The sequence below is a fragment of the Vibrio sp. KMM 9700 genome (assembly GCF_058545285.1).
In genome coordinates this window covers 674899-697431 of record NZ_CM178590.1, presented here as the reverse complement: position 1 = coordinate 697431, position 22533 = coordinate 674899, and the positions used below count along the sequence as shown (strand labels likewise).

General features: G+C 37.7%; 21 protein-coding genes. 10 read left to right on the top strand and 11 right to left on the bottom strand.

Annotated elements, in window-relative coordinates:
• Positions 1–103: 103 nt before the first annotated feature.
• Positions 104–772, bottom strand: coding sequence for a GntR family transcriptional regulator (locus AC2VOY_RS14305; RefSeq protein WP_491833248.1), 669 nt, complete (start codon positions 770–772; stop codon positions 104–106).
• A 580-nt stretch (positions 773–1352) separates the two neighbouring features.
• Here AC2VOY_RS14305 and AC2VOY_RS14300 point away from each other — a divergent pair.
• Genes AC2VOY_RS14300 through AC2VOY_RS14280 form a run of 5 tightly spaced genes read left to right on the top strand, consistent with a single transcriptional unit; the run spans position 1353 to position 7456 of the window.
• Positions 1353–2327 (top strand): autoinducer 2 ABC transporter substrate-binding protein, encoded by a 975-nt coding sequence (locus AC2VOY_RS14300; protein ID WP_491833247.1) that lies wholly within the window; start codon positions 1353–1355, stop codon positions 2325–2327.
• A 54-nt stretch (positions 2328–2381) separates the two neighbouring features.
• On the top strand, positions 2382–3875 hold the full coding sequence (locus tag AC2VOY_RS14295) for a sugar ABC transporter ATP-binding protein (RefSeq protein WP_491834145.1): 1494 nt from the start codon (positions 2382–2384) through the stop codon (positions 3873–3875).
• Positions 3868–4866: an ABC transporter permease gene (locus AC2VOY_RS14290; RefSeq protein WP_491833246.1), complete on the top strand. Its 999-nt coding sequence runs from the start codon at positions 3868–3870 to the stop codon at positions 4864–4866. The genes AC2VOY_RS14295 and AC2VOY_RS14290 overlap by 8 nt, the downstream gene beginning before the upstream one ends.
• Positions 4863–5813: an ABC transporter permease gene (locus tag AC2VOY_RS14285; protein ID WP_491833245.1), complete on the top strand. Its 951-nt coding sequence runs from the start codon at positions 4863–4865 to the stop codon at positions 5811–5813. The genes AC2VOY_RS14290 and AC2VOY_RS14285 overlap by 4 nt, the downstream gene beginning before the upstream one ends.
• 11 nt (positions 5814–5824) lie before the next feature.
• Positions 5825–7456 carry an FGGY-family carbohydrate kinase gene (locus AC2VOY_RS14280; protein ID WP_491833244.1) on the top strand — a complete coding sequence of 544 codons (1632 nt, stop codon included), beginning with the start codon at positions 5825–5827 and terminating at the stop codon, positions 7454–7456.
• Positions 7457–7567: 111 nt separating this feature from the next.
• Here the strand turns inward: AC2VOY_RS14280 and AC2VOY_RS14275 are convergent, their stop codons facing one another.
• The 5 genes from AC2VOY_RS14275 to AC2VOY_RS14255 all read right to left on the bottom strand — a co-directional run bounded on the left by AC2VOY_RS14275 (position 7568) and on the right by AC2VOY_RS14255 (position 12913).
• Entirely contained in the window at positions 7568–8647 is a 1080-nt protein-coding gene (locus AC2VOY_RS14275) for a putative urea ABC transporter substrate-binding protein (protein ID WP_491833243.1), read from the bottom strand.
• Positions 8648–8685: 38 nt separating this feature from the next.
• Positions 8686–9654 (bottom strand): hypothetical protein, encoded by a 969-nt coding sequence (locus tag AC2VOY_RS14270; protein ID WP_491833242.1) that lies wholly within the window; start codon positions 9652–9654, stop codon positions 8686–8688.
• Positions 9654–10712 carry an isopenicillin N synthase family dioxygenase gene (locus AC2VOY_RS14265; protein ID WP_491833241.1) on the bottom strand — a complete coding sequence of 353 codons (1059 nt, stop codon included), beginning with the start codon at positions 10710–10712 and terminating at the stop codon, positions 9654–9656. Before AC2VOY_RS14265 ends, AC2VOY_RS14270 begins: the two co-directional genes overlap by 1 nt.
• A 319-nt stretch (positions 10713–11031) precedes the next feature.
• Positions 11032–12405 carry a nucleobase:cation symporter-2 family protein gene (locus AC2VOY_RS14260; RefSeq protein ID WP_491833240.1) on the bottom strand — a complete coding sequence of 458 codons (1374 nt, stop codon included), beginning with the start codon at positions 12403–12405 and terminating at the stop codon, positions 11032–11034.
• A gap of 37 nt (positions 12406–12442) precedes the next feature.
• Positions 12443–12913: a nucleoside deaminase gene (locus tag AC2VOY_RS14255; protein ID WP_491833239.1), complete on the bottom strand. Its 471-nt coding sequence runs from the start codon at positions 12911–12913 to the stop codon at positions 12443–12445.
• Between the two features lie 137 nt (positions 12914–13050).
• Here AC2VOY_RS14255 and AC2VOY_RS14250 point away from each other — a divergent pair, with 137 nt between their 5' ends.
• From AC2VOY_RS14250 to AC2VOY_RS14240, 3 genes are all read left to right on the top strand, one after another.
• Entirely contained in the window at positions 13051–13941 is an 891-nt protein-coding gene (locus AC2VOY_RS14250) for a LysR family transcriptional regulator (RefSeq protein WP_491833238.1), read from the top strand.
• A gap of 228 nt (positions 13942–14169) precedes the next feature.
• Positions 14170–14940 (top strand): transporter substrate-binding domain-containing protein, encoded by a 771-nt coding sequence (locus AC2VOY_RS14245; RefSeq protein ID WP_491833237.1) that lies wholly within the window; start codon positions 14170–14172, stop codon positions 14938–14940.
• An 87-nt stretch (positions 14941–15027) separates the two neighbouring features.
• Positions 15028–16140 carry a succinylglutamate desuccinylase/aspartoacylase family protein gene (locus AC2VOY_RS14240; RefSeq protein WP_491833236.1) on the top strand — a complete coding sequence of 371 codons (1113 nt, stop codon included), beginning with the start codon at positions 15028–15030 and terminating at the stop codon, positions 16138–16140.
• Here the strand turns inward: AC2VOY_RS14240 and AC2VOY_RS14235 are convergent.
• Entirely contained in the window at positions 16137–16988 is an 852-nt protein-coding gene (locus AC2VOY_RS14235; RefSeq protein WP_491833235.1) for a helix-turn-helix domain-containing protein, read from the bottom strand. The genes AC2VOY_RS14240 and AC2VOY_RS14235 overlap by 4 nt on opposite strands.
• Positions 16989–17126: 138 nt before the next feature.
• Here AC2VOY_RS14235 and AC2VOY_RS14230 point away from each other — a divergent pair, with 138 nt between their 5' ends.
• Together AC2VOY_RS14230 and AC2VOY_RS14225 are read left to right on the top strand one after the other, a co-directional pair.
• Positions 17127–17465 (top strand): cytosolic protein, encoded by a 339-nt coding sequence (locus AC2VOY_RS14230; protein ID WP_491833234.1) that lies wholly within the window; start codon positions 17127–17129, stop codon positions 17463–17465.
• A gap of 136 nt (positions 17466–17601) precedes the next feature.
• On the top strand, positions 17602–17946 hold the full coding sequence (locus tag AC2VOY_RS14225; protein ID WP_491833233.1) for a hypothetical protein: 345 nt from the start codon (positions 17602–17604) through the stop codon (positions 17944–17946).
• Between the two features lie 108 nt (positions 17947–18054).
• Here the strand turns inward: AC2VOY_RS14225 and AC2VOY_RS14220 are convergent, their stop codons facing one another.
• The 4 genes from AC2VOY_RS14220 to AC2VOY_RS14205 form a co-directional block, all read right to left on the bottom strand.
• Entirely contained in the window at positions 18055–18987 is a 933-nt protein-coding gene (locus AC2VOY_RS14220; RefSeq protein ID WP_491833232.1) for a KpsF/GutQ family sugar-phosphate isomerase, read from the bottom strand.
• Positions 18988–19520: 533 nt separating this feature from the next.
• On the bottom strand, positions 19521–20237 hold the full coding sequence (locus AC2VOY_RS14215) for a WecB/TagA/CpsF family glycosyltransferase (RefSeq protein WP_491833231.1): 717 nt from the start codon (positions 20235–20237) through the stop codon (positions 19521–19523).
• 1 nt (position 20238) lies between these two features.
• Positions 20239–21267, bottom strand: coding sequence for a polysaccharide pyruvyl transferase family protein (locus AC2VOY_RS14210; protein WP_491833230.1), 1029 nt, complete (start codon positions 21265–21267; stop codon positions 20239–20241).
• Positions 21264–22526, bottom strand: coding sequence for an oligosaccharide flippase family protein (locus AC2VOY_RS14205; protein ID WP_491833229.1), 1263 nt, complete (start codon positions 22524–22526; stop codon positions 21264–21266). The genes AC2VOY_RS14210 and AC2VOY_RS14205 overlap by 4 nt, the downstream gene beginning before the upstream one ends.
• Positions 22527–22533: the final 7 nt, after the last annotated feature.

The window sequence follows — 22533 nt, the reverse complement described above, 5'->3', positions numbered from 1 at the left end:
AAACCTACAGAATATAGAGAATTTCCGTAATTTAGTGAGCGATATCCTTTATTTATGCACCGAGTTAGTGCTAAATTGCACCATGTAGGGATGTCTAACCTGTTTATGAAAATTGTTTTTGCAATGTATACCCAGTATGCATGACATGTTCAGATAAGATCTTCCCTGCTTGTTCAGCATCCCTTACAAGAATGGCAGAAATAAGCGCCTGATGCTCTTGCATTGATTCCATCCAACGATTTTCTGAGTCAATAGCTTTATATCGTCCAAAAGTAACTAGATTTATCAACTGTTGATGTAATTTCTCTAGCTTTTCGTTGCCTGATAAATAAATAATATTTTTATGTATTGATTGGTTTAAAGCAAAATAAGCTTCCTTATTTTTATTATCAAACTGATTTTGCATCTGATCATGCATTTCTTTCAAAGCTGATAACTGTGAATCTGTTGCATTCTTCACAACAAGTTCAACAGCTTTACGCTCTAAACTGCTAATAATTTCAAAAGTTTCAAAGTACTCTTTGCCTGTTAACTTGGTTACCCAAGATCCCCTATTAGTTTCAATCGTAACTAACCCTTCGACATGAAGTGACTTTAATGCTTCTCTTAACGGGGTGCGACTAACAGATAATTGTTCACAAAGTTCTAATTCTTTTATATGTTCACCTTGTTTCAGTGAACCATCCATAATCATATCACGCACCATAGCCGCAACTTCTATATGCAAAGGTTGTCTCTTTAACGACCGTTTGGGTGAAGTCGATAAATCCATAAGCAAATCCTCCTATTTATTTCATAAACCATTAGATTTTTTGTGAGTATCAAACTTGAAATATAAATACCCCCATTTAAATTACAGCAAAAACCTAATTTTGTAGCCCTTTGTACCACAAAAATTTCTAAATATACGTATAAAGAGCATTTAATCAATTATCAATAATGTAATTTAGCAACAACAAAACATGAAATACATCACATTCTATTTTTAAATTATTTATCTAGAATCATATTTTTTAAGTAGATTTGCGATTGGCCTCGTAAAAACAATCATCTTCTATCCTCTTTTTTCATGGATTGATAGATATCAAGATGCTCACTACATAATACTTAACCCCCCAGCTCAAGAAATGTTAACGGCATGTTAAATCATATCTATGACCTATATCTGAACCTGAAATAAAGATTCAAATCACTAGTAAGCCACACATTAACTCAACATAAAATTAACTATAAATTAACAATAGTGTGCATCGCTCGCAAAATTATTTTGACTATCTATTTCGTTCTTGAATACTTTCCTAAGCTTTACTCGTCAGCCCCCTACTCTAGATAACGAATGAAGGATTATAATCATGAAAAAACTCTTTCTAAGCGCAGCAATCGCTTCCCTCGTTTTGGCTACAACGAGTGCTCAAGCAAAAGATTATGAAATTGTAAATGTTGTAAAGGTCTCAGGTATTCCTTGGTTTAACCAAATGAACAAAGGCATCGAACAGGCAGCAAGTGACTTAAATGTCAATGCAAGACAATTAGGCCCCTCAACACCAGATCCCGCTCAGCAAGTAAAAATTATTGAAGATCTAATCGCAAAAGGTGTCGATGCAATTACTGTCGTTCCAAATGATGTGACAGTACTTGAACCTGTTTTCAAAAAAGCACGAGAAAAAGGTATCATCGTCATCACACATGAGGCGCCAGAAAACCATGGCGCAGATTGGGATGTTGAAACGATTGATAACCAATCATACGCCCGTACGACTATGGATGAATTAGCCAAAAATATGAACCAAGAAGGCGGTTATGCTATTTATGTCGGCTCATTAACCGTACCTTTACACAATAACTGGGCAAATTTAGCCATCGACTACCAAAAACAAGCCTACCCTAAAATGTATGAAGTCACCTCTCGTATGCCTGTTGCTGAAAGTATTGAAAAGTCTTACGCCGCGACAAATGATCTGATGAAAGCACATTCTGATATGAAAGGCATAATTTCTTATGGTTCACTTGGCGGGATTGGCGCTGGGCAGGCGATCAAGAAAAAGCGTGCCAAAGATAAGGTCAGTGTCGTTGGGATCATGATGCCAAGTCAAGCAGCGCCTTATCTAGCAACCGGTGATATTGATAAAGGTTTCTTATGGAACCCAGCAGATGCCGGTTATGCAATGGTTGCTATAGCCAAGGAAATGCTTGATGGCAAAGAAATCACACAAGGTATGACAGTCAAAGACTTAGGCGAAGCTGATGTCGATAAAGAAAATCGAGTTATCAAATTCAACCGTATATTAGAAGTTGATAAAACGAACGCTAGTTCTTTAGGCTTTTAATTCTTTATTCGCATGGGCAGTGCAATGCTGCCCTTCATTTTAGGGGAAATTCCTATGTCTCATGTCCCTTTTATAACCTTAAAGCACATTTCAAAACATTTTGGCTCGGTGAAAGCACTCTCAAATATAAACCTTACTTTTAATAAAGGTGAGGTTCATTGTCTTGCGGGAAAAAATGGTTGTGGAAAAAGCACATTATTTAAAGTAATTTCAGGTGTCCATGCTCCAGAACCAGGTGCAATTATTGAACTTGGCACACAATCCTATTCTCGTTTAACACCACAACAATCGATTGAACATGGCATACAAGTTATATACCAAGATCTCTCCTTGTTTCCAAACCTAAGTGTGGCAGAAAACATAGCCATCCATGATCACATAAATTGGACTAAAGGATTGGTAAACAAAAAGAAAATGCGCCAAATGGCTTTAGATGCCATGAATATTGTTGGCGTCTCTTTGCCACTTGACAAAAATGTTGAAGATTTATCTATTGCTGCTTGCCAATTAGTCGCAATTTGCCGCGCGATTGCTTCAAACGCAAAGCTAATGATCATGGACGAACCTACAGCTTCGTTGACTCGAACAGAGGTTAATCAACTCATCAATGTGGTTGCGGATCTAAAATCTAGAGGTGTCACAGTGGTATTTGTTAGCCATAAGCTAGATGAAGTTATGGAAATTTCAGATAGGATCACAGTCATTCGTGATGGCGAAACTGTCGGCACCTACGCTGTCGATGAGGTAGATAGTGACGAGCTTGCTTATTTAATGACAGGACAAAGGTTCACCTTTGAACCTCTCCCGTTACAAACAACGCAGAGCGAAGTTAAACTAGCGGTCAAAGCACTCCAAAAAGAAGCGCAATTTCATGATATCTCTTTCGCCGTACGAGCAGGAGAGATTCTTTCCATTACCGGTCTATTAGGTTCTGGCCGAACAGAGTTATGTTTAGCCTTGTTTGGCATGACTCAACCAGATTCTGGTGAAATCTACATTAAAGGTCAAAAAGTTAAATTTAATTCTAACCAAGATGCGATAAAGCATGGGATTGGTTATGTATCTGAAGATCGCATGACAACAGGCTTAGTCATGGCGCAGCCCATACGCGATAATATAATTTCAACCGTTCTCAACAAGCTCAAGAAAAAGTCAGGCTTATTTAACCACCCCAAAGCTGCAGCGCTCGTCAGCGAACTCATCGGATCATTATCCATTAAAGTCGCAGATCCTCTCTTACCCGTTACGAGTTTATCTGGCGGCAATGCACAACGTATATCGATTGCAAAATGGATAGCCGCAAATCCGGAAATATTGATCCTTGACTCACCAACTGTAGGTGTTGATGTTGGCAATAAGGAAGCCATTTATAAAATAGTCCAAGAGCTAGCCAAGCAAGGAATGGCTATTATTTTAATCAGTGATGAGATCCCAGAAGTTTACCACAATAGTCACCGTATCATGGTTATGAAAGATGGGCGTTTAACCCATGAGTTTCTGCCTTTTGATTCAACAGAGCAAGAAATCATGGAGGCTGTTAATGCATAAGTTATCTTTGCAATCGCTCAGCAAGCGACATGAATTTTATTTATTCATCATTATTACAATCATTGTTTTGGCCTTAATCAGTATATCTGAAGAATTTTTGACCCTTGGTAATATATTTGACATGACCACCAGCTCCGCTTTATTAGGGATTATGGCTTGCGGATTGTTTGTCGTGTTAATTTCGGGTGGCATTGATATATCATTTCCAGCCACAGCTTCTATTGCACAATATGTCACTGCAACCTACTTACTTAATATCGGTGGAAATTTTTTCATCGCTTTTGCTATAGCAGCTATCGTCGGTACCCTGCTTGGCCTAATTAATGCGTTACTAGTCTACCGCTTAAAAGTGCCATCTATCATCATCACAATATCGACTCTCAATATATTCTTTGGATTATTAATTTACGTTACAGATGGCAATTGGCTATATGGTTTTCCAGAATGGTTTATGACTGGTATTGAACTATTTAGCTTTACCGCAAATGACGGCTATGACTATGGGCTTACACTACCTATTTTAGTCTTAACTGCTGCGATTATTTTCACCTCATTTCTAATGAATAAAACACGTTTAGGTCGACAAATTTATGCTGTCGGAGGAAATTCAGATGCAGCAAGTAGAATTGGGATCAGCTTGCTCGGAATAAACTTATTTGCCTACGGATATATGGGCGCACTAGCAGGCGTCGCATCAGTCGTTCAAACTCAAATTACGCAATCTGTGGCACCAAATGCTTTGATGGGGTTTGAATTAACCGTTTTAGCCGCGGTAGTTTTAGGCGGCGCAAGCATGACAGGCGGAAAAGGCACCCTGCTAGGCGTCATTTTAGGGGTCATTTTATTAGCTATTATCAAAAATGGATTAACACTTTTAAGCGTACCTTCTTATTGGCACACAGTCGTCACAGGCTTCATCATTGTAGTGAGTATCAGCCTGACGGCAATCAATGAAAGAAAACAGGCAGTACAAGGAGGGAAACGCATATGAAACTGAGACTTAAATCATCCTTAGATAAAAATATTCTATATCTATTAGCAATCTTACTCGGTATTTTTATTGTAATGGGTAGTAGCGTTGGCACTTCTTTTTTTTCTATTGAAAATTGGCAATCGATGGCCTCCCAAATGCCACTACTTGGACTCTTTGCCTTTGCTATGGCCATGTGTATGCTAACTGGCGGCATTAACCTTTCAATTATCGCGACGACCAATGCTTGCGGCCTTATCATGGCCAGCATCCTAACCATATCCCCAACCAACCCTATGGTTTTAATCTTAGCTTTAGTTGCTGGATTAGCTGCGGCGATCTGCATTGGAATCATTAATGGGAGCTTAATTGCATATATTGGCGTATCTCCTATTTTAGCGACCCTAGGTACCATGACCCTCATGAATGGCTTAAATGTATTAATCTCTGGCGGCAGTGTTATATCAGGGTTTCCAGACGCATTACTGATAGTTGGTAGTGGCTCATTTTTAGGGATCCCAATTCCTATTATGCTTTTTACGCTGATAGCAGTTGGATTATGGGGGATTTTAGAGCATACCAGTCTTGGAAGAATTATTTATCTAATGGGTTCAAACGAAAAAGCTGCGCGTTTTTCTGGTATCAATACTCAAAAGGCAATCATTTATGTCTATATTATTTCATCAATTCTATGCTGGGTTGCCGCTATTTTGATGATGGCAAAATTCAACTCTGCTAAAGCAGGATATGGTGAGTCTTACCTGCTCATTGCCATTCTTGCTTCAGTGTTAGGTGGTATTAATCCTGATGGTGGATTTGGCCGCATAATAGGAATCACTCTTGCACTGATAGTCTTACAGACCTTAGAAAGTGGATTTAATCTTTTAGGGATCAGTAGTTACCTCACCATGGCGTTATGGGGTGGTATTTTAATTTTATTTATCTTTTTACAAAAGAATAAAGCTTAAGGGAGAGTAATATGAGTATTTACTTTATCGGCGTGGATGTAGGCAGCAGCAGTGCAAGAGCGGGTATTTTCGATTCCTTAGGTAGAAAAATTGGCGAGGCAAAACGCGACATTTTAATCTTTAAACCGAAAGCTAATTTTGTTGAGCAGTCTTCTGAAAATATTTGGCAAGCGGTTTGTTTAGCCGTAAAAGATGCGATCGCAAAAGCTAATATTGATCCTATTCAAGTCAAAGGTATTGGCTTTGATGCTACTTGCTCATTAGTTGTATTGGATAATGAAGGCAAACCAATTACGGTAAGCCCAGATGGGCGTAGCGAACAAAATATTATTATGTGGATGGATCATCGAGCCATTGAACAAACAGAACGTATTAATGCAACCAATCACCCTGTTCTAGCCTATGTCGGAAACCGTATCTCGCCCGAAATGCAAATGCCTAAGCTCTTATGGCTAAAACAACACATCCCAAACACTTGGTCAAAAGCTGGTTACTTCTTTGACTTACCGGACTTTTTAACTTGGAAAGCCACACATACAGCTAGCCGTTCTTTATGTTCAACAGTATGTAAATGGACATATCTTGGACATGAAAATAAATGGGATAAGCATTTTTTCGAACAAATAGGTTTAGCTGATTTATTAGAAAACAATGCGCAAGCTATTGGAGAAAACATTCTTCCAATGGGTCATCCGGTTGGTAATGGCTTAACCGCTCATGCCGCTGCTGATTTAGGGCTGATTAAGGGAACAGCAGTTGGAACGTCCATTATTGATGCGCATGCTGGTGGCATTGGCGTATTGGGAGCAGCGGGTATTACAGGTGAAAAAGCTGACTTTAATAAAAGATTAGCTTTAATTGGTGGCACTTCATCATGTCATATGGCGGTATCTAAAACTGCCAAGTTTATAGATGGAGTCTGGGGCGCCTATTACAGCGCGATGATCCCAAACTATTGGTTAAATGAAGGTGGTCAGTCTGCAACTGGTGCATTAATTGACCATATCATCACATCGCATCCTCGCTACCATGAAGTATTAGAACTTGCGAATAAACAAGCTAAAACTGTTTACCAAATACTCAATGAGCATTTATTACACTTAGCCGGTACCAAGGATGAAATTGCCTTTTTAACCCAGAATAAACATGTGTTGCCCTACTTTCATGGTAATCGCTCACCAAGAGCTGACCCACATTTAACCGGTACGATAACAGGCTTAACCATGTCACAAAGCATTGACGATATGGCATTAGAGTATCTATCTAGTATTCAAGGTATAGCACTTGGAACACGACATATTATTGAAGTCATGAATCAGGCAGGTTATGCCATCGATACCATCATGGCGTGCGGGGGAGGAACTAAAAATCCAATCTTTCTGCAAGAGCATGCCAATGCGACAGGGTGTATGATTTTATTACCCGAAGAAAGTGAAGCTGTGTTACTAGGCTCGGCTATGCTGGGCTCCGTAGCTTCTGGTTTTCATTCTGATATCCCTGATGCAATGAATGCAATGAGCCGCATCAGCAAGGTGATCATGCCTCAAACGGAAAAAATGAAGCGCTTCTACGATAAAAAGTACCAAGTGTTTCATGAATTATATAGAGACGACATCAAATATAAAAATATAATGCAGGGCTAGCCTTTATAGTTATAAAGATTATCAGATATAAACAAAAAGTGTCTCACCTCTGACAGACTGAGACACTTTTAATCGCACTATAGATAGAATAAGAAATATCTTACATCTATATTATAACGTCCCCTCTTGCGCCATTTCGACAAAACTTGCATCAAAACGGAGTTTAATGTTTTGAGTATCGCCTAATACAGTGCCGTCTGGGAACTCTATGCCGACAACATCTGGGCTGCTCGTATTATCACCGAATAAACCTTTGTTGAATGAAAAAACTCTAATTTTATCCATGGTTTCATGTAAGGTTTGATTATTAACAAATTCAAGTGCTGCTTTCGGTGTATAAAACATTTGAGTAAGTTTTAATTGCGCATCATAGCCAGCAAGATCAGTACCTGAGTTTTTCGCCATTACAGTTCGCGCTGCTCTCGCCTCAGGAGTATCCGCAGACATAAGTTGCATAGTTTCAAACCAAGCTCCGACTAAAGCTTTTCCAAAGTCAGGGTTTGCTTTTAAAACTTCTGTATTCACCGCCATCATATCAATAATCTCGCCCGGAATTTCAGAAGAATTAAACACAGAAGCAACATCAGGATATTGTTTTGTGATCATACTAAGCTGAGGATTCCAAACTGCTGCAGCGGTGACATCTGGCGTTTCAAAGGCTGAAACTATATCTGCATCTGAAGTATTAACTATCTTCACATCTCTTTCAGACATGCCATAAATATCTAAAGCACGAGCCAATAAGTAATGCGAAACTGAAAGCTCAACTAGGTTGACATTTTGCCCTTTAATATCAGAAAGAGTTTTACCTTCTTTTAATAAGATCGCATCATTACCATTTGAATAATCGCCAAGAATAAGCCCTGTAGTATCCACGCCACTGACGCTAGGGATGGTTAAAGCATCCATATTTGTCATGCCACATGCATCAAAACTTCCGGCCGTATACTGGATGATGGATTCTATATAATCGTTCATTTGCACAACTTCGATATGAATGCCGTACTTTTTCGCCCATTTATCAATAATTCCATGTTCAGTTGCATAGCCCCAAGGCATCCATCCTGAGTAAATTGACCATGCAACTTTAAAGTTTTGCTTTTTCTCACTTGCATATGACGTAGTGGTTAAACTTAGTACTGCGATACATACGATAATGAATCTCTTATAAATAGATTTAAAATTTATCATTGTGACCCCTATGAGCAGTTAATTTTGAAATAAGAAGACTAAATTAGTGGCTTTGTGTAACGAGTTAATGTTTGTTTTTCTCGTTCAAACCATGCTTTGGATTCAGCTGTAAAAGGTGTCGATTGCTGAAAATCAACTGTTGGCTCAAGCGTATCAACTGTGAAGATTCGCTCACACACTTCCCCTTGGCACTGAAGCACTTGGCGAATAGTACGAATTTCGGAACCACTCGTTTCGACAACCTCAAAGCCATCTAATGGGAACAAATCTTCTTCAAGTCGGTGTGCATTTGTTGAAAATATCACCTTAAAACCAGTGGTTAGATCTCCTTTCGCCACAGAGGTTTCAAAGTTAAACAAACGAGCTAATGCTGCTTCATCTCCTTGTGCATTCATCACCAGTTCACGCATAGCGTTATATTTTATCTGTGAATTGATTGGCTCTGAGCGCCCTAAAACAAGGCCTGCATAATCACCACAAACGATTAAACCACCTCCGCAATGTCGAACCTCTCCAGTTTCAATCACGCGCTCTTCGACTAATTTCAAACCCATCAATGGACCAGGTGTTGAAGGTTGTAACCGCCAATCTTCAACATAAGTTCCGTTAGGCGATGTCTCGATCATGCAGTTACCAAAACGCTGGAGGATCCCCGGTTCAATCCAACGATTATGAAGTTGAAGTGAGGTTTCTGTCTCAAGCCAGCTCAAGGTCTCCTCCTCCTCCTGCCACACGCAGTCGGCTTCCCAACCCTCATAATCTGCCAGTACTAATAATTCATTATGCGAATAATCCTTCAGTGATTTCGCAACAACTTGATCGCTTTGAATAGGTAAACGCAGATCTATGGTGAAATTGCGACTTTGCAACCAACATACAATCGTATCCAGATCAGTATCACCATTCGCAAAACTAATTGCATAACGCTTAAAATAACCAAGCATCCAGTCTGGTACGCCTTGCCTAGATTTCTGCGCATGCGTTAAAAGCAGTTCATTTAAATTCATTAAACAGCCTCCTTTTGAGCCAATTGTCCAAAAGAAGATAAGTCCCTAGAACCGCTTGGAAGCATAATTTCACCTGCTTCAAGACGTTTTTTAAGATAGCTAAAGGATTGAATTGTTTGAGCATAAAGGTGCTCACCACAGGAAAGAGGCTCATAACGATTCGGGCAGGTAGGATCGATAAGTTCACTAAGCGGGGAAATAACCGTGTCGTAATCACAGGCACAAAAAAGTGGAAAAGAGTAACGTTCTTGCGCAACCTTCCTGACTCGGTGAGAAGTTGCAATAAAACGTCCGTTGCTTAAGATTTCAAGCATATCACCAATATTAATGACAAAAGTATCGTCAATTAATGGCGCGTCAATCCACTGTCCTTCACCGTTTAAAACTTCCAACCCTGGCGCTGTTGGCAGAAGAATCGTAAAGCATTCATAATCAGTATGTGCGCCGATCCCTGGTCGGTCATCTTTAAGCGCTGGATTATATGGGTAGTGAATTAATCGTAGCTGACTGGGCGGATTTTTGACAAGCGCTTCAAAAGTATCCTCAGCAAGTCCTAGCGCTAAAGCGAAACCTTTAAATAACAAATGGCTTAAAGCTAATACCTCATCATAATAAGCCTTGACGGTTTGTTTAAACCCTGGAAATTCAGACCATTGAGTCGGCCCAAGCATTGGCCTCCTACCAGTATCAGCTAAATAATCAAAATTAACATCGTAAGACTCCTTTTTATCAACAACGGAAGTCTCCGTATTTAGTTGCTCCTCTCCTTCTGGTACATAACCACTATGGTTAACTGAGTTCCCTATGTAATCACGCATTTTTAAATCGAGAGGTTGCGAAAAATATTCGTGTGTTTTGACCTTGAGTTGATCGATAATATCTCGCGAAATTCCATGGCCTTTGATATATATAAATCCCACTTCACTCGCGGCAATGCCTAATTGCTGAGCAACAAATTGTCGATCCGAAAGTTTAGCTGAAGATAATAAGCTAATATCAACGAGAGGGATCTGCTTAAATGCAGTTTGTTTTTCCTTAACGTTTCCATACGCCGGCATAACATTCTCCTAATTTGAAATCTAAGTGTTATCTGGCCGTCCAGAAGCGTTGGTAGATGAACTACCTCCGGGCCGTCTCGGCTTGTACGATTTTAGTGTTTCAAATTTAGAATATGCAATTTACAGGCCATAAATTTAACCAAGAATAAACATTTTAACAACAAACACTCAACCAAGATTAATTAATACACATGAAATCGTTATGGCTCATTTCAGTGCAATTGCACAAATTTTAACCGCCATGTTAGTATGTGTTTATTAGATATATAAAAAAAGCAGATACCAATGGCACCTGCTTAGATCTTTATTTAATCCTGATTTAAGATTTCTCTACACCCTCACTCTTTGCTAGCCCATTTAGCAGAAAGTTTAAGCAAATGGCAGTTAACGCCCCCATAATCACTGGAGATTTAAAAAACAATTGTGACCATTCAGGCATAAACTGGAAATAATCCGGCTTAAGAATTGAAATCATCGCCATTGAAATACTTAAACCAACAATTACAAAGTTATTATAAGTGTTTTCAAAATCAATCTTATTTAAGGTTTTGATGCCAACAACAACTAAGCTACCAAACATAATAAAACCAGCGCCACCGACCACAGGCTTAGGAATCGATGACACAATAGCAGCAAGCCACGGCGACATGCCTAACAAAATCAAAAATATCCCTGCCAGCGCGATCACCCAACGGCTTTTCACTTTCGTGATACTGATTAAAGCAACATTTTCAGAAAAAGCAGTGTAATGAAATGAATTGAGAATACCGCCAATCATGCTTGAAAGCCCATCCGCGCGAATTAAACGCGCTATCGTTTTATCATCTGGTTTTCTATCTACCATTTCACCCACAACAATTGCGTCCCCCACTGACTCCACCCAAGTGATCGCAATGACTAGTATCATGGTGAGAATAGGCGCGATATGAAAAGTTGGCGTGCCAAAATAAAAAGGCTCAATCATGGCAAAACTTTGCGCTTGGCTCACATGTGAGACATCTAACATGCCCATGCTAGCCGCTATCCCAACCCCAGCAACGATTCCAATTAAGACTGATATATTTTTAATAAAACCTTTGCCAAATAAATTGGCAACGATAATAATCCCCAGCACAGCAAATGCTAGCCCTATGTATTTTGGATCACCCGCATCAGCAACATAACCACCTTCTGAATATTGAATAGCAACTGGCAAAAGGCTTAAACCAATCACAGTTAAGACGGAGCCCACCACCACAGGGGGAAATGCTCGAACCATATAACGCCCAAAAGGTGCCATAAAAATCCCAAACATTCCCGACACAATCACCGCGCCATAGACCGCCCGCAAACCATCTTCGACGCCCGCAGCAGCCAAAGTGGGGTCACTCGCAATCGCAATGGCAGGTGAAATACAGGCAAAGGTTAAGCCTTGCATCAATGGCATACGGCTACCAAAATGCCAAATTCCGATCGTCTGGATCAAGGTTGCAATCCCACATGTGATCAAATCTGCTTGGATCAAATAAGCAATCTGCTGTTGATTGAGCCCAAGTGCAGCGCCGATAATAAAAGGCACAGCAATTGCCCCTGTATACATCACCATGACATGCTGCAAGGATAATAAAATTAACTTAGATGTTGTTGGCACGGCATCGACGGGGTGACACTGGGTGGGCGATGCGTGCTTACTTTTTACCGCCAATATAGTCATAATCTTGAATCTCCATATTCAGACAAAACAACCTTGCTTACCAAAAACCAATATGCTCGGCTGCAATTTCTTCCTCTAACTGCGGGTATGGCCCATGCACCACAACGCTGCGTTGGCCAGACTCAAATACCTGATAACACGAAAGATCTAGCGTTAGGTTTTCAGGATTATCCCCTGTTAGCTGTGCCAAGCGCTTCTCTGTCATACCAAAAATGACCTGACCTATGCCAGACCAGTAAATCGCACCCGCACACATACAACAAGGCTCGACTGACGTCACTAGCGTACACTGTTGTAGGAATTCAGGTGTATAATTTTGTGATGCAATCCGCGCGACATTGGACTCAGCATGTCCAACGCCTTTATCTGTTAAATATGTATTTCCCGACTCAACCAAAACTTCACCATCAGGCCCCACTAACAAAGCACCAAATGGGTGATTCCCCTGATTTTTACTTTGCTTTGCTAACTGGATAGTTGTTTTTAAGTAATGAATGTCCTTTTCCATTTAAATCTCCTAATAATATATTCATCGCATCTATTGATATAAGAACTATAAGAGAGGACTGGTGTTTTATAAACTAGAATGTTTCGCCCAGTGCGTGCTAAAATTTAGAACACCTATTCAATTACCTAAGGAAACGGATGTCAGCCTTAACCAAAGAAATTCGCTCATTTGTCGTGATAGCAAGGGAAGAGTCGGTCAGAAAAGCAGCGCAAAAGCTTCATGTTTCGGCCTCCGCGTTGAGTCGCCAATTGAGCATTTTAGAATCAGATTTTGGAACCCGTCTATTTTTTAGAACGCCCAAAGGGATTGAATTAACAGAGCAAGGGCAAGCGCTCTATAAACAGGCACAAGCTTGGATAGCCGAAGAGAATCGCTTCCGTCGAGCCTTAAAAGAAAACCACAGCCCTCATTTTATACAGTTTCGAATTGGCACTGTGGAGTGTTTAAGTAATCACGCTTTAAGTATGCTTTATCACAAGTTATCGTCTAAATTTGGCAATATTAGAGTTCACTTTAAAACTGGCGACACTCAAACTTTAACGGATATGCTAATGAATGATCAGCTCGATTTTATCATTGCATTCAACGTTATCAGCAATGAAAAAATTCATTTTGCTGCGCGTAAAAAAACAAAAATAGGACTGGTGCATTTACCTAACCTTCTCCCTCAAGCGACAAAAAGTATTGATTTACACGAATGTTTGCAATGGCCGATTTGTTTTCCCGATATAAATCTTTCTGTTCATACTCGGCTTTATTCTGAAATACTAAGGCAAAATAGTAATTTTGAAATCGCCGCGACCAGTAATTCTTACCATTTATTAGCAAACTTGGTTTTGGATGGCGCGGGGGTGAGTTTTATGACGATTTATGATGTCGAAAAGTTCGTTGAAAAAGGTCAGCTTGTGTTTACGCCATTGACAGATAAGCGCCTTGAAGAAGAATTGTGCGTGTGCTTGCCATCTAATGTGAAGATTAATGAACAAACAAAATCTGTCATCGCTTCGATTCTTGAAGTGATTGAATAAAAAGGATAATAATTCATGCAATCCTAACTATTTCACACCCGCAACAACTCACATTTCCATGCTAGTTTCAACGCTTAGATTTCAGAGGTAGTAGGATTTGATGCTAATTGATGCTCAAGGGGGGCATTGTGCTGCAATATAATTCAGATGAGCCCATAGACTAAAACGTCGACACTCTATAGAGTAAAAAATCAGTTGTAATATTTTTGACAAATCATGGATGAAATTATGAAAAAATCTCGCATCGTCCCTTTAGCCTTAGCTTCTTTGTTTTCAACAATGGCATTTGCAAATGGGGATACAATTCGATTTGGCACTGATGCCACTTTTCCACCTTTTGAATCAATGACCCCTGAGGGTGATATTGTTGGCTTTGAAGTTGACATTGGCAATGCTATCTGTGAAGAGATGAACAAGACATGTGAATGGACAAACATTAATTTTGATGGATTAATTCCTAGCTTAAAAGTCCATAAAATTGATGCTGTATTCTCTTCTTTAGGCATTACTGAAAAGCGCAAAAAACAGGTTCGCTTTACAAATATTGTGTGGGCCGGCTATACCTCAATGTTAAGCCGCACGAGTGAAAATATAAAACCGACCGCTGAATCTTTAAAAGGTAAAACCATCGGCGTACAAATGGGCTCGATGCAAGAAGAATACATAAGTGAACGATTTACCCCCTACGGTGCAAAAGTCAAAATCTATCAAGATCAAGATTCTATTTACGTTGATTTAAAAAACGAGCGTATCGATGCTTCTTTCCAAGATATGATTCAAGCCCAATTTAACTTTATTGAAGCTGGCGATAATCGAGACTTCACGAACACACGTGTTGAAGATGAAATGCTACCAGCCGATTCTGCGATCGCGGTTCGTAAAAACGATAAAGTATTAGCTGATGTGATTAACGAAGGCCTACTACGTATTCGTAAGAACGGGACATATGATCGCATTCAAGCCAAATATTTCGGTGAATTGAAACTCTACAACGAATAAATATTACTCGATGTTAGATTACCTAATGAAGGCAGTTAAGCTCACTTAACTGTCTTTGATTGATTTAAATTACGAAGTAAAGTCTTTATGAATCATCTAAAAACACCACTAATTGCTCCAGTATTAGGCACACAACGTGTCATCGATAGCTTCCATTTTGGAAACTCAGGCCGCGGAAAAAAAGTCTATATACAGTCGTCTCTTCATGCTGACGAATTGCCGGGAATGTTGGTTACATGGAAGCTTAAGCAAGCATTGCGCAAGCTCGAATCGATAGACTGTATTCATGGTGAAGTTGTTCTTGTGCCGGTCGCAAACCCTATTGGTCAAAACCAGCATCTGATGGATATCCATTTAGGCCGTTATGAGCTTGAAAATGGCACGAATTTTAATCGTGGCTACTTTGATACTTTTGACGATATAAAGTTGCAGATTGAAGATCAACTAACAACTGATCTAGAAACGAATAAAAAAATCATCCGATGCGCAATGAAGGCTTCATTAGATAACTGGCAAGTGGAAACTGAGTTCCAATCTCAACAAAAAGTACTTCAGATGTTAAGTTATGATGCTGACATCATGCTCGATTTGCATTGCGACTTTGAGGCTATCTTGCATATTTATAGCACGCATTATTCATGGAATGGGATCGAACCTTTAGCGCGCTTACTCGGCTCAGAAGTCAATATGTTAGCCGATAATACAGGCGGTAATCCTTTTGACAGTAGTGTCGATATGGTGTGGCAACGTTTGCACGCTATCTATGGTGATATCGTGCCGCAAGCTTGTATGGGCGCAACGGTAGAACTTCGCGGTCAAGCAGATGTAAATGATGAATACGCCCAACACGATTGCGATGCAATTTTGCAATATTTAAGTGATCAAGGAGTTATTGATGGTCAGTTTAAGGCTGCCCCTGATTATTCATCACCATCATCTGATTTACGCGCGGTTGAGACATTAAAAGCGACTCAAAGTGGGCTGTTAGTTCTCAAAGTTCAGCCCGGAGATTGGATTGATGCAGGCCAGTTATTTGCTGAAGTTATTGATCCTATTAGCGATCAAGTCGAGCAAATAAAAGCAAGCCAGTCAGGCCGCGTCTATTCAAGAACGAACAGACGAACAGCTACAGCGGGAATGCTAGTCGGTAATGTTGCAGGAGAAAAAGCTATCCGTGATGGGTACTTACTAGCCCCTTAAAAGTTCTCGGCAGCCGTAAATATATGTGGATTATCGAGGCTGCTTGGCGAGGTTAGACGAGATAGGATAGCCGTAGAAACATCTTCGCTATCCTCTATTGTTAATAGTTTCACTTCTTTTAATTTTTCTTTTAGGCTTTTACTGTCGCCAATTTTTTCAAACACGACTCTCGAAGTAAATGGAATGCGCGAGTTACGCCCTTGAATTCCCATTGTAAGCCCTGAAAGTAGATGAATGTTACCTTTAGTCGCGCCGTAGAGAATTGTTTGTGATACGGCGCGCTGGCAATGGACGCTATAATCGACTATCTGCAAACGCTCGCCAAGCAAGAAGACTAATCCAACAAACTTACCAATCTCAGCACCTTCAAGCATCGCCTGTTTTGGATCTGCATGTTCATAAAAGTGGGAGTAACAAAAGCCGTCAATTAAGGAAAGTCGAGCAAACCCCTTACTAATAAAGCCTGTATAGGAAGGCGTCATGTAGTAATAATAATAATCCCCCAGATATCGTTCGATAGCATTTGAGGATGTTAGCATCATATTTTTGATCTGATTGCCATAGCGTTGCCCTGATGGTCCCTGAGCTAAAATGCTATCGAGTGTAAATTCTTTCTTTTGAGTCGAGACAAGTTCTTTAAATTCATTTGGATCTAAATAAATTTCCTCAGTATCCACACCAAAAAAATCACAAATTTTCCGCAGACTTTTCATTGATGGTTGACTATATCCATTCAAATATTTAGAGAACTGCTGACGATTTATACCTATCTTTCTAGAACACTCTGTAGCGCTTCCAACATAACTACATAACAGACGCAAGTTAGCCTGTAAGTATTCTGATTTCATAATTGTTATCCCTATTACTACATTTTGTTTTTGGCGTATCACACCAGTTTATCATAACTTTCCGATTGACAGTTTAGCCACTACATTCTGAGCTTTGATAGTGATAGAATCTAGGCATTAGAATTAATGAGAAAGATTATGTTTATCCATCATGTCAACGGTATTGACTGGCTAGTGATCACAGGGTTTGAAGAACTGAAACCTTTGTTTATCGAAGAAGCCGGCGCTATCCCTTCTTACTTTTCAACCCGTAGTGAATTGGGCCTTATCGATCAAGCTAAAAATGCTTATGGTTTTTTGCCTCGGCTTGATGGCAAGATCACAGATACGGGCACCTTCCAAAGCAAAGCACTCAAAGAGGATTTAAACCCACAACTTGCCTGCATTGTTGAGGGGCGCGGGCGCGTGTTTATCTATCATGGTGGCTATGTCGCCTTTGTGGATGACGAGCACACCTTTATTACTCAAATGGATTGAGTCTTACTTAGTCACTAGAAAAGCAAGAAAGCAGGAAAATATGAGGAATAACAAGGCACAATAGAAAATCTATGGCAAGATAGTATATGATAGGGAAACAAAAGCTTAGACGCACATAAATGAGAGAAGAGGCAGCATGACAAACCAACTAACGCGAGAATACAAAGGTTTTTTTGACAAATTCACCCAAGGCGGCTTTGGCCTTGCCAAAACATTCTGGCTCGGTTTGTTTGTCCCTTCGATGATTTTAAACCCTATCATCTCTGCTATTTTTTCTCAAAGCACTTCGTTTGCCTTGATGCTTGGTATATTAGCCTTGGTGCTTGTTTATATGCTATCTGTGCTGATTGCCTTGTGGCGCGCCGCAAAGCTATACCAAGGCCTCGCCGTCTGGCGCATTTTGGTTCAGATCATTGTGATATTAAATGTGTGTTCGCTCCTGTTTGGAGTGTTTGGGATATTGATGTCTTTTGTGAGTTAGCTTGAGATATTTCTGACACAAGCTAAATAAATGACATTTAAAGAACAAAACCAATAGTCTTTTTATACTTCCAAGTGTCTTAATACATATTATAAATAATAAGTTTATTTATTTTTTTAGTACACCGACAAGAGCGTTATTATCCATAACCAATAATAAATTCACTTTTCTAGATTCCATTAAATCAATAGATTCATGAATTCTTGCTTTAGCTTGTATGGTTAAGGGATTTTTTGTTGCTATATCAATAGCTTTTAAATCGAAAGCTTCTTTTTGGTTAATTTCCATTGTACGGCGAATATCACCATCAGTTATTATACCAAAAGAATTATCTATCTTAACAACGGCTACACCTAACTGTCCAATGCTAATAGCAGTTACAATATCTGTAAAAGAAGCTTCCGACTCAATGATGGGTAAAGGCTCAGATTGCATTTCATCTTCAACTTTACTTAATAGTTTCCGGCCTAAACTACCTCCTGGATGAAATCTTGCAAAGTTTTCTGGTTGAAAATTGCGGGCTTCCATTAACGCGACAGTTAATGCATCCCCCATTGCTAGTGTTGCTGTAGTTGAAGATGTTGGTGCCAATTGTAACGGACAAGCTTCTTTTGGCACTGAGATATCTAAGTGACAGTGAGAGTTTTGCGATAATGTAGAATTTTTATTACCCGTGACAGCTATTATGAAATTACCATTATCACGTAAAAAAGGAAGCAACTTTAAAACCTCATCGGTTTCGCCTGAGTTAGATATAGCAATAAACACATCTTCAGGTTTAACCATACCTAAATCACCATGAAAAGCTTCTCCTGGGTGCATAAAAAAGCTTGGCGTACCTGTACTAGCAAATGAAGCAGCTATTTTTTTACCAATAATGCCAGACTTTCCCATTCCACAAATGATAGTACGGCCATTAGTATTAATAATTTCACCAATAGCTAAAGAAAAGGTTTCACCTAAATTGGTAGACATAAAAGCCAACCCATCGATTTCAGTCTTAATAACTTCTTTAGCGATTTTTATAGAGTTTGAATACATTTAGCTCTCTTGCTCCATGATTATTTTGGTTTATTTGATAGTTATCTTCAGTATCAATTCACTAGGATTGCTATTACTATAAATAATAGATCCAATTGAAATATCATAACTCAATGCTCATTGTTACCCTAGTTATCATAGCTTTATAAAGGGCACTCAGGTCAATTAAAAAAATTTACAGCTACTAAAGAATAGGTAAAGTTTCTACAGGGCGAAAACTTAAAGATGGATTTTGACGATGAACAAGTGCTGTAAGGGAAAAATATAAGAACTATTTCACTCACCTAGCATAGTTTTAATAACATTTTGGATATCAAAACCGTCAAGATTACATATAGGTCAGTAATTAACCACACATCCAATATATATTTAGAAATACGATTAGGTTTATAAAATACCACATCATATGTTCAATAATTAATCATTATTGAATCGAATTCATTAGGTGGGTTAGAAATTATTAACATATATGCAATAAGTAATAAGTAATAAGTAATAAGTAATAAGTAATAAGTAATAAGTAATAAGTAATGTTAATCACTGCCAGAAAAATAGCTAATCATAAACTTAGGATAATCTTTTAATACTCGATTACGAACATGACTATGCATAATAAATCTTTGAAGCCAACGCAATCCTGTTTTTTTTATAAGTGGATGATAATAGTCCGGTTTTATTGCAGTTTGACTAAGAAATCCGCCACATGTAAAAATAACTTTAACGTTCATTAGTCTATGTCTAGAAGACATTATAAAATCTTCTTGAAGAGGACACCCCATACCAACAATAAGGTAATCAATAGATAACTCATTAATTCTATTTATCACTTCATCAATATCATCAAAAAAGCCATTATGAACATAACTAATATCAAGTGAAGGATATAACTTAACAAGATTTTCTTTAGCTGAATTTATTTCATCACTATTCCCTCCAATAATACCTACCGAATAGTTATTTTTTATTGATGCAGAAAAAACATCTCCTGCTATAGATGAAAAGTCAAAACTTACACGTTCAACTACATTATGTGGGTATTTAAAATTATGAAACTTTTGAAGTAAAGAACCATCAATGAAAAAATAATCTACGGAATCAATTAAATCAATCCTATTTCTAAGTATTTGATATGAAAATGGATTAATGAAAGAAACTGTCGAAATATTAGCATCAAAATTGCGTTCGAGTAATGAGCTAATTTTTTCATATCCAAAAATTTTTGAATCTAAAACTTCACGATAATTAGACAAGCTAAACTCCTCGACCAATGATATCATCAAACATTTTATTTATTTCATCCTTTGCATTGCTCGTGTAGAACTTAACATTTTCAAGTTCATTAGGTGTATACTTATATTTATCAATATCACTAAGATCTAATGATGAAACATTATCCAAAATTCTATTCTTATTCAATCCAACATCAAAAAATAATGACTCCACTTTATGAGAATTAGAACTTAAAGCCAAAATAGGTGTTTGAGAGTTAATAGAAAAACAGTTAGCATGGAATCTACCGGACACTAGTAAACCAAGAGAGCTAATATAATTTTGCATCGAAATATCACAGTCAAAAGAAACTGATTTTCTAAAAATTTTTTTATTATCAACATATAACTTTAATTTTTTTATTATTCTATAAGGAGCATTCTTATAATTCCGCTTTAGATTTGATGGATTAAAATCATAAGCAGGTTTTATACCATGTGAAAAATTAATAAAGTCCAAACTGTTATTATCAGAAAAAGATTTTAAAATCAGTGACTTATAAGGGTCAACACTACAAGTTGCTGCTATCTTAGTAGTTGCTGCTATCTTAGTATTTGTTAAGGTACAAATATTGACGTCACTCAAGAAGCTTAAATCAGGTACAACTTTTGACTTTACTCCCAAAGACTTCAACTGTGAATGACTGTATGAGTCACGAACATAAATAAATTCAAAATTATCAAGTAAATTTATAACATTTGACATATCTTGAAAAAGGGCATTAACAAGATATATAGGCTTATTATAAAATTTACAAAACCTTGAAATTTCTAACAATTTAATAGCATGAAATCGATCATGATGAATTGTACCTTCACCATTAATTATTACAATATCAGAACTAAGAATAGACTCACGTGCTTGCTCATTATTAGTCCAATTTGAATGAGCTTGAAAAAAATCAAGCTTAGTAACACCTCTACGACTAAGAGCTGAAATTAAATTGTGCATTACACGTGAACACCCATGATGACCATCAATACGGGTATCATTAAAAATCGAAACTTTCATTTTGCTCTCTTTAAGAAACGAATAAAATTAAAACCTAAGATTTTATCATTAAAATATAAAACCGTATTTTTTGATAAAAGATCAAAAACAAATGCAACCACAAACAACGAAAACAGCGTTGAAATAGCAGCTCCAAGTAATCCCCAGATAGGAACCAAAATAATATTAAGCACAAAATTTATTAATAAGCCAATTATCGATCTATAAAAAGTTAACTTACCCAACCCATCAATTAAGTATATCTTTCCACTCAGTATTCTTACTGATACAAAAAATCCACTCCAAGTTAAAATCCAAACAATTGGAATAGAAGATATATATTTTTCGAAGAAAAAATTAATAATAATTGAAGAACCTATTCCAAATAATAAACACGAACTAAACAAAACCATATATAAAATAGAATAATACTTAGCTATAGTATGCTTTATAAGATATGATTTTCTTATTTTAGAATACTGACTTGATATAAATACAGATGGTAAAATCAACCAAAATTGAGAAAAATTAACCGCGACAGAATAATCAGCCAAATATGAATAATCTAAATAATACTTTATTACTATTTGATCAACTTTCATATATAGCATAGAAATAAAACCAGCTAAAACAAAGGGAGTTGATTTATTAAAAATATCAATGACTGAGACTAATTTTTTTTCGTTAACTTCATTTGATAACTTAAACCAATATATTGCACAAAAGAAATAATATAATACTATATCAATATAGTAAATAATAGATATTTGAAATATATTTATGTTTTCAGGATTCTTGATTGCATATACTTTAACTGGAGCAGTTACTAACAATGTGACCACTTTACAACAAAATATATATTTAGACATTCCATTTGTATATGCATATGTTCTTATTGGTTCTAAAATAAAACCAGATGCTGATAATATTATTACTAATCCCCAAGTGGAAGATTGTAAGCCGAATAATATAGATAATCGATTTCCACTAAGAATATCATAAATAACAAATAATAATATAACGCTAAAAAATAAAACTAATCGAACTAGAACTACTTTATACAATAATTTTTTATGGTCGATATCTTGCTGAGAATACTCTTGCAAAACTTCATTAGTACCCCATGTAATAACAATTGATAAAAGTCCCAAGATTACAATAAAGTAGCTAAACTGTCCAAAGACTTCCTTTTCAAATAAAGATGAAACAATGTAAAAATACAAAAAAGAGTTTGAGTTATTTAATATTGCATCCATCATTAAGTAGTATGAGTTTTTCACTTAAATA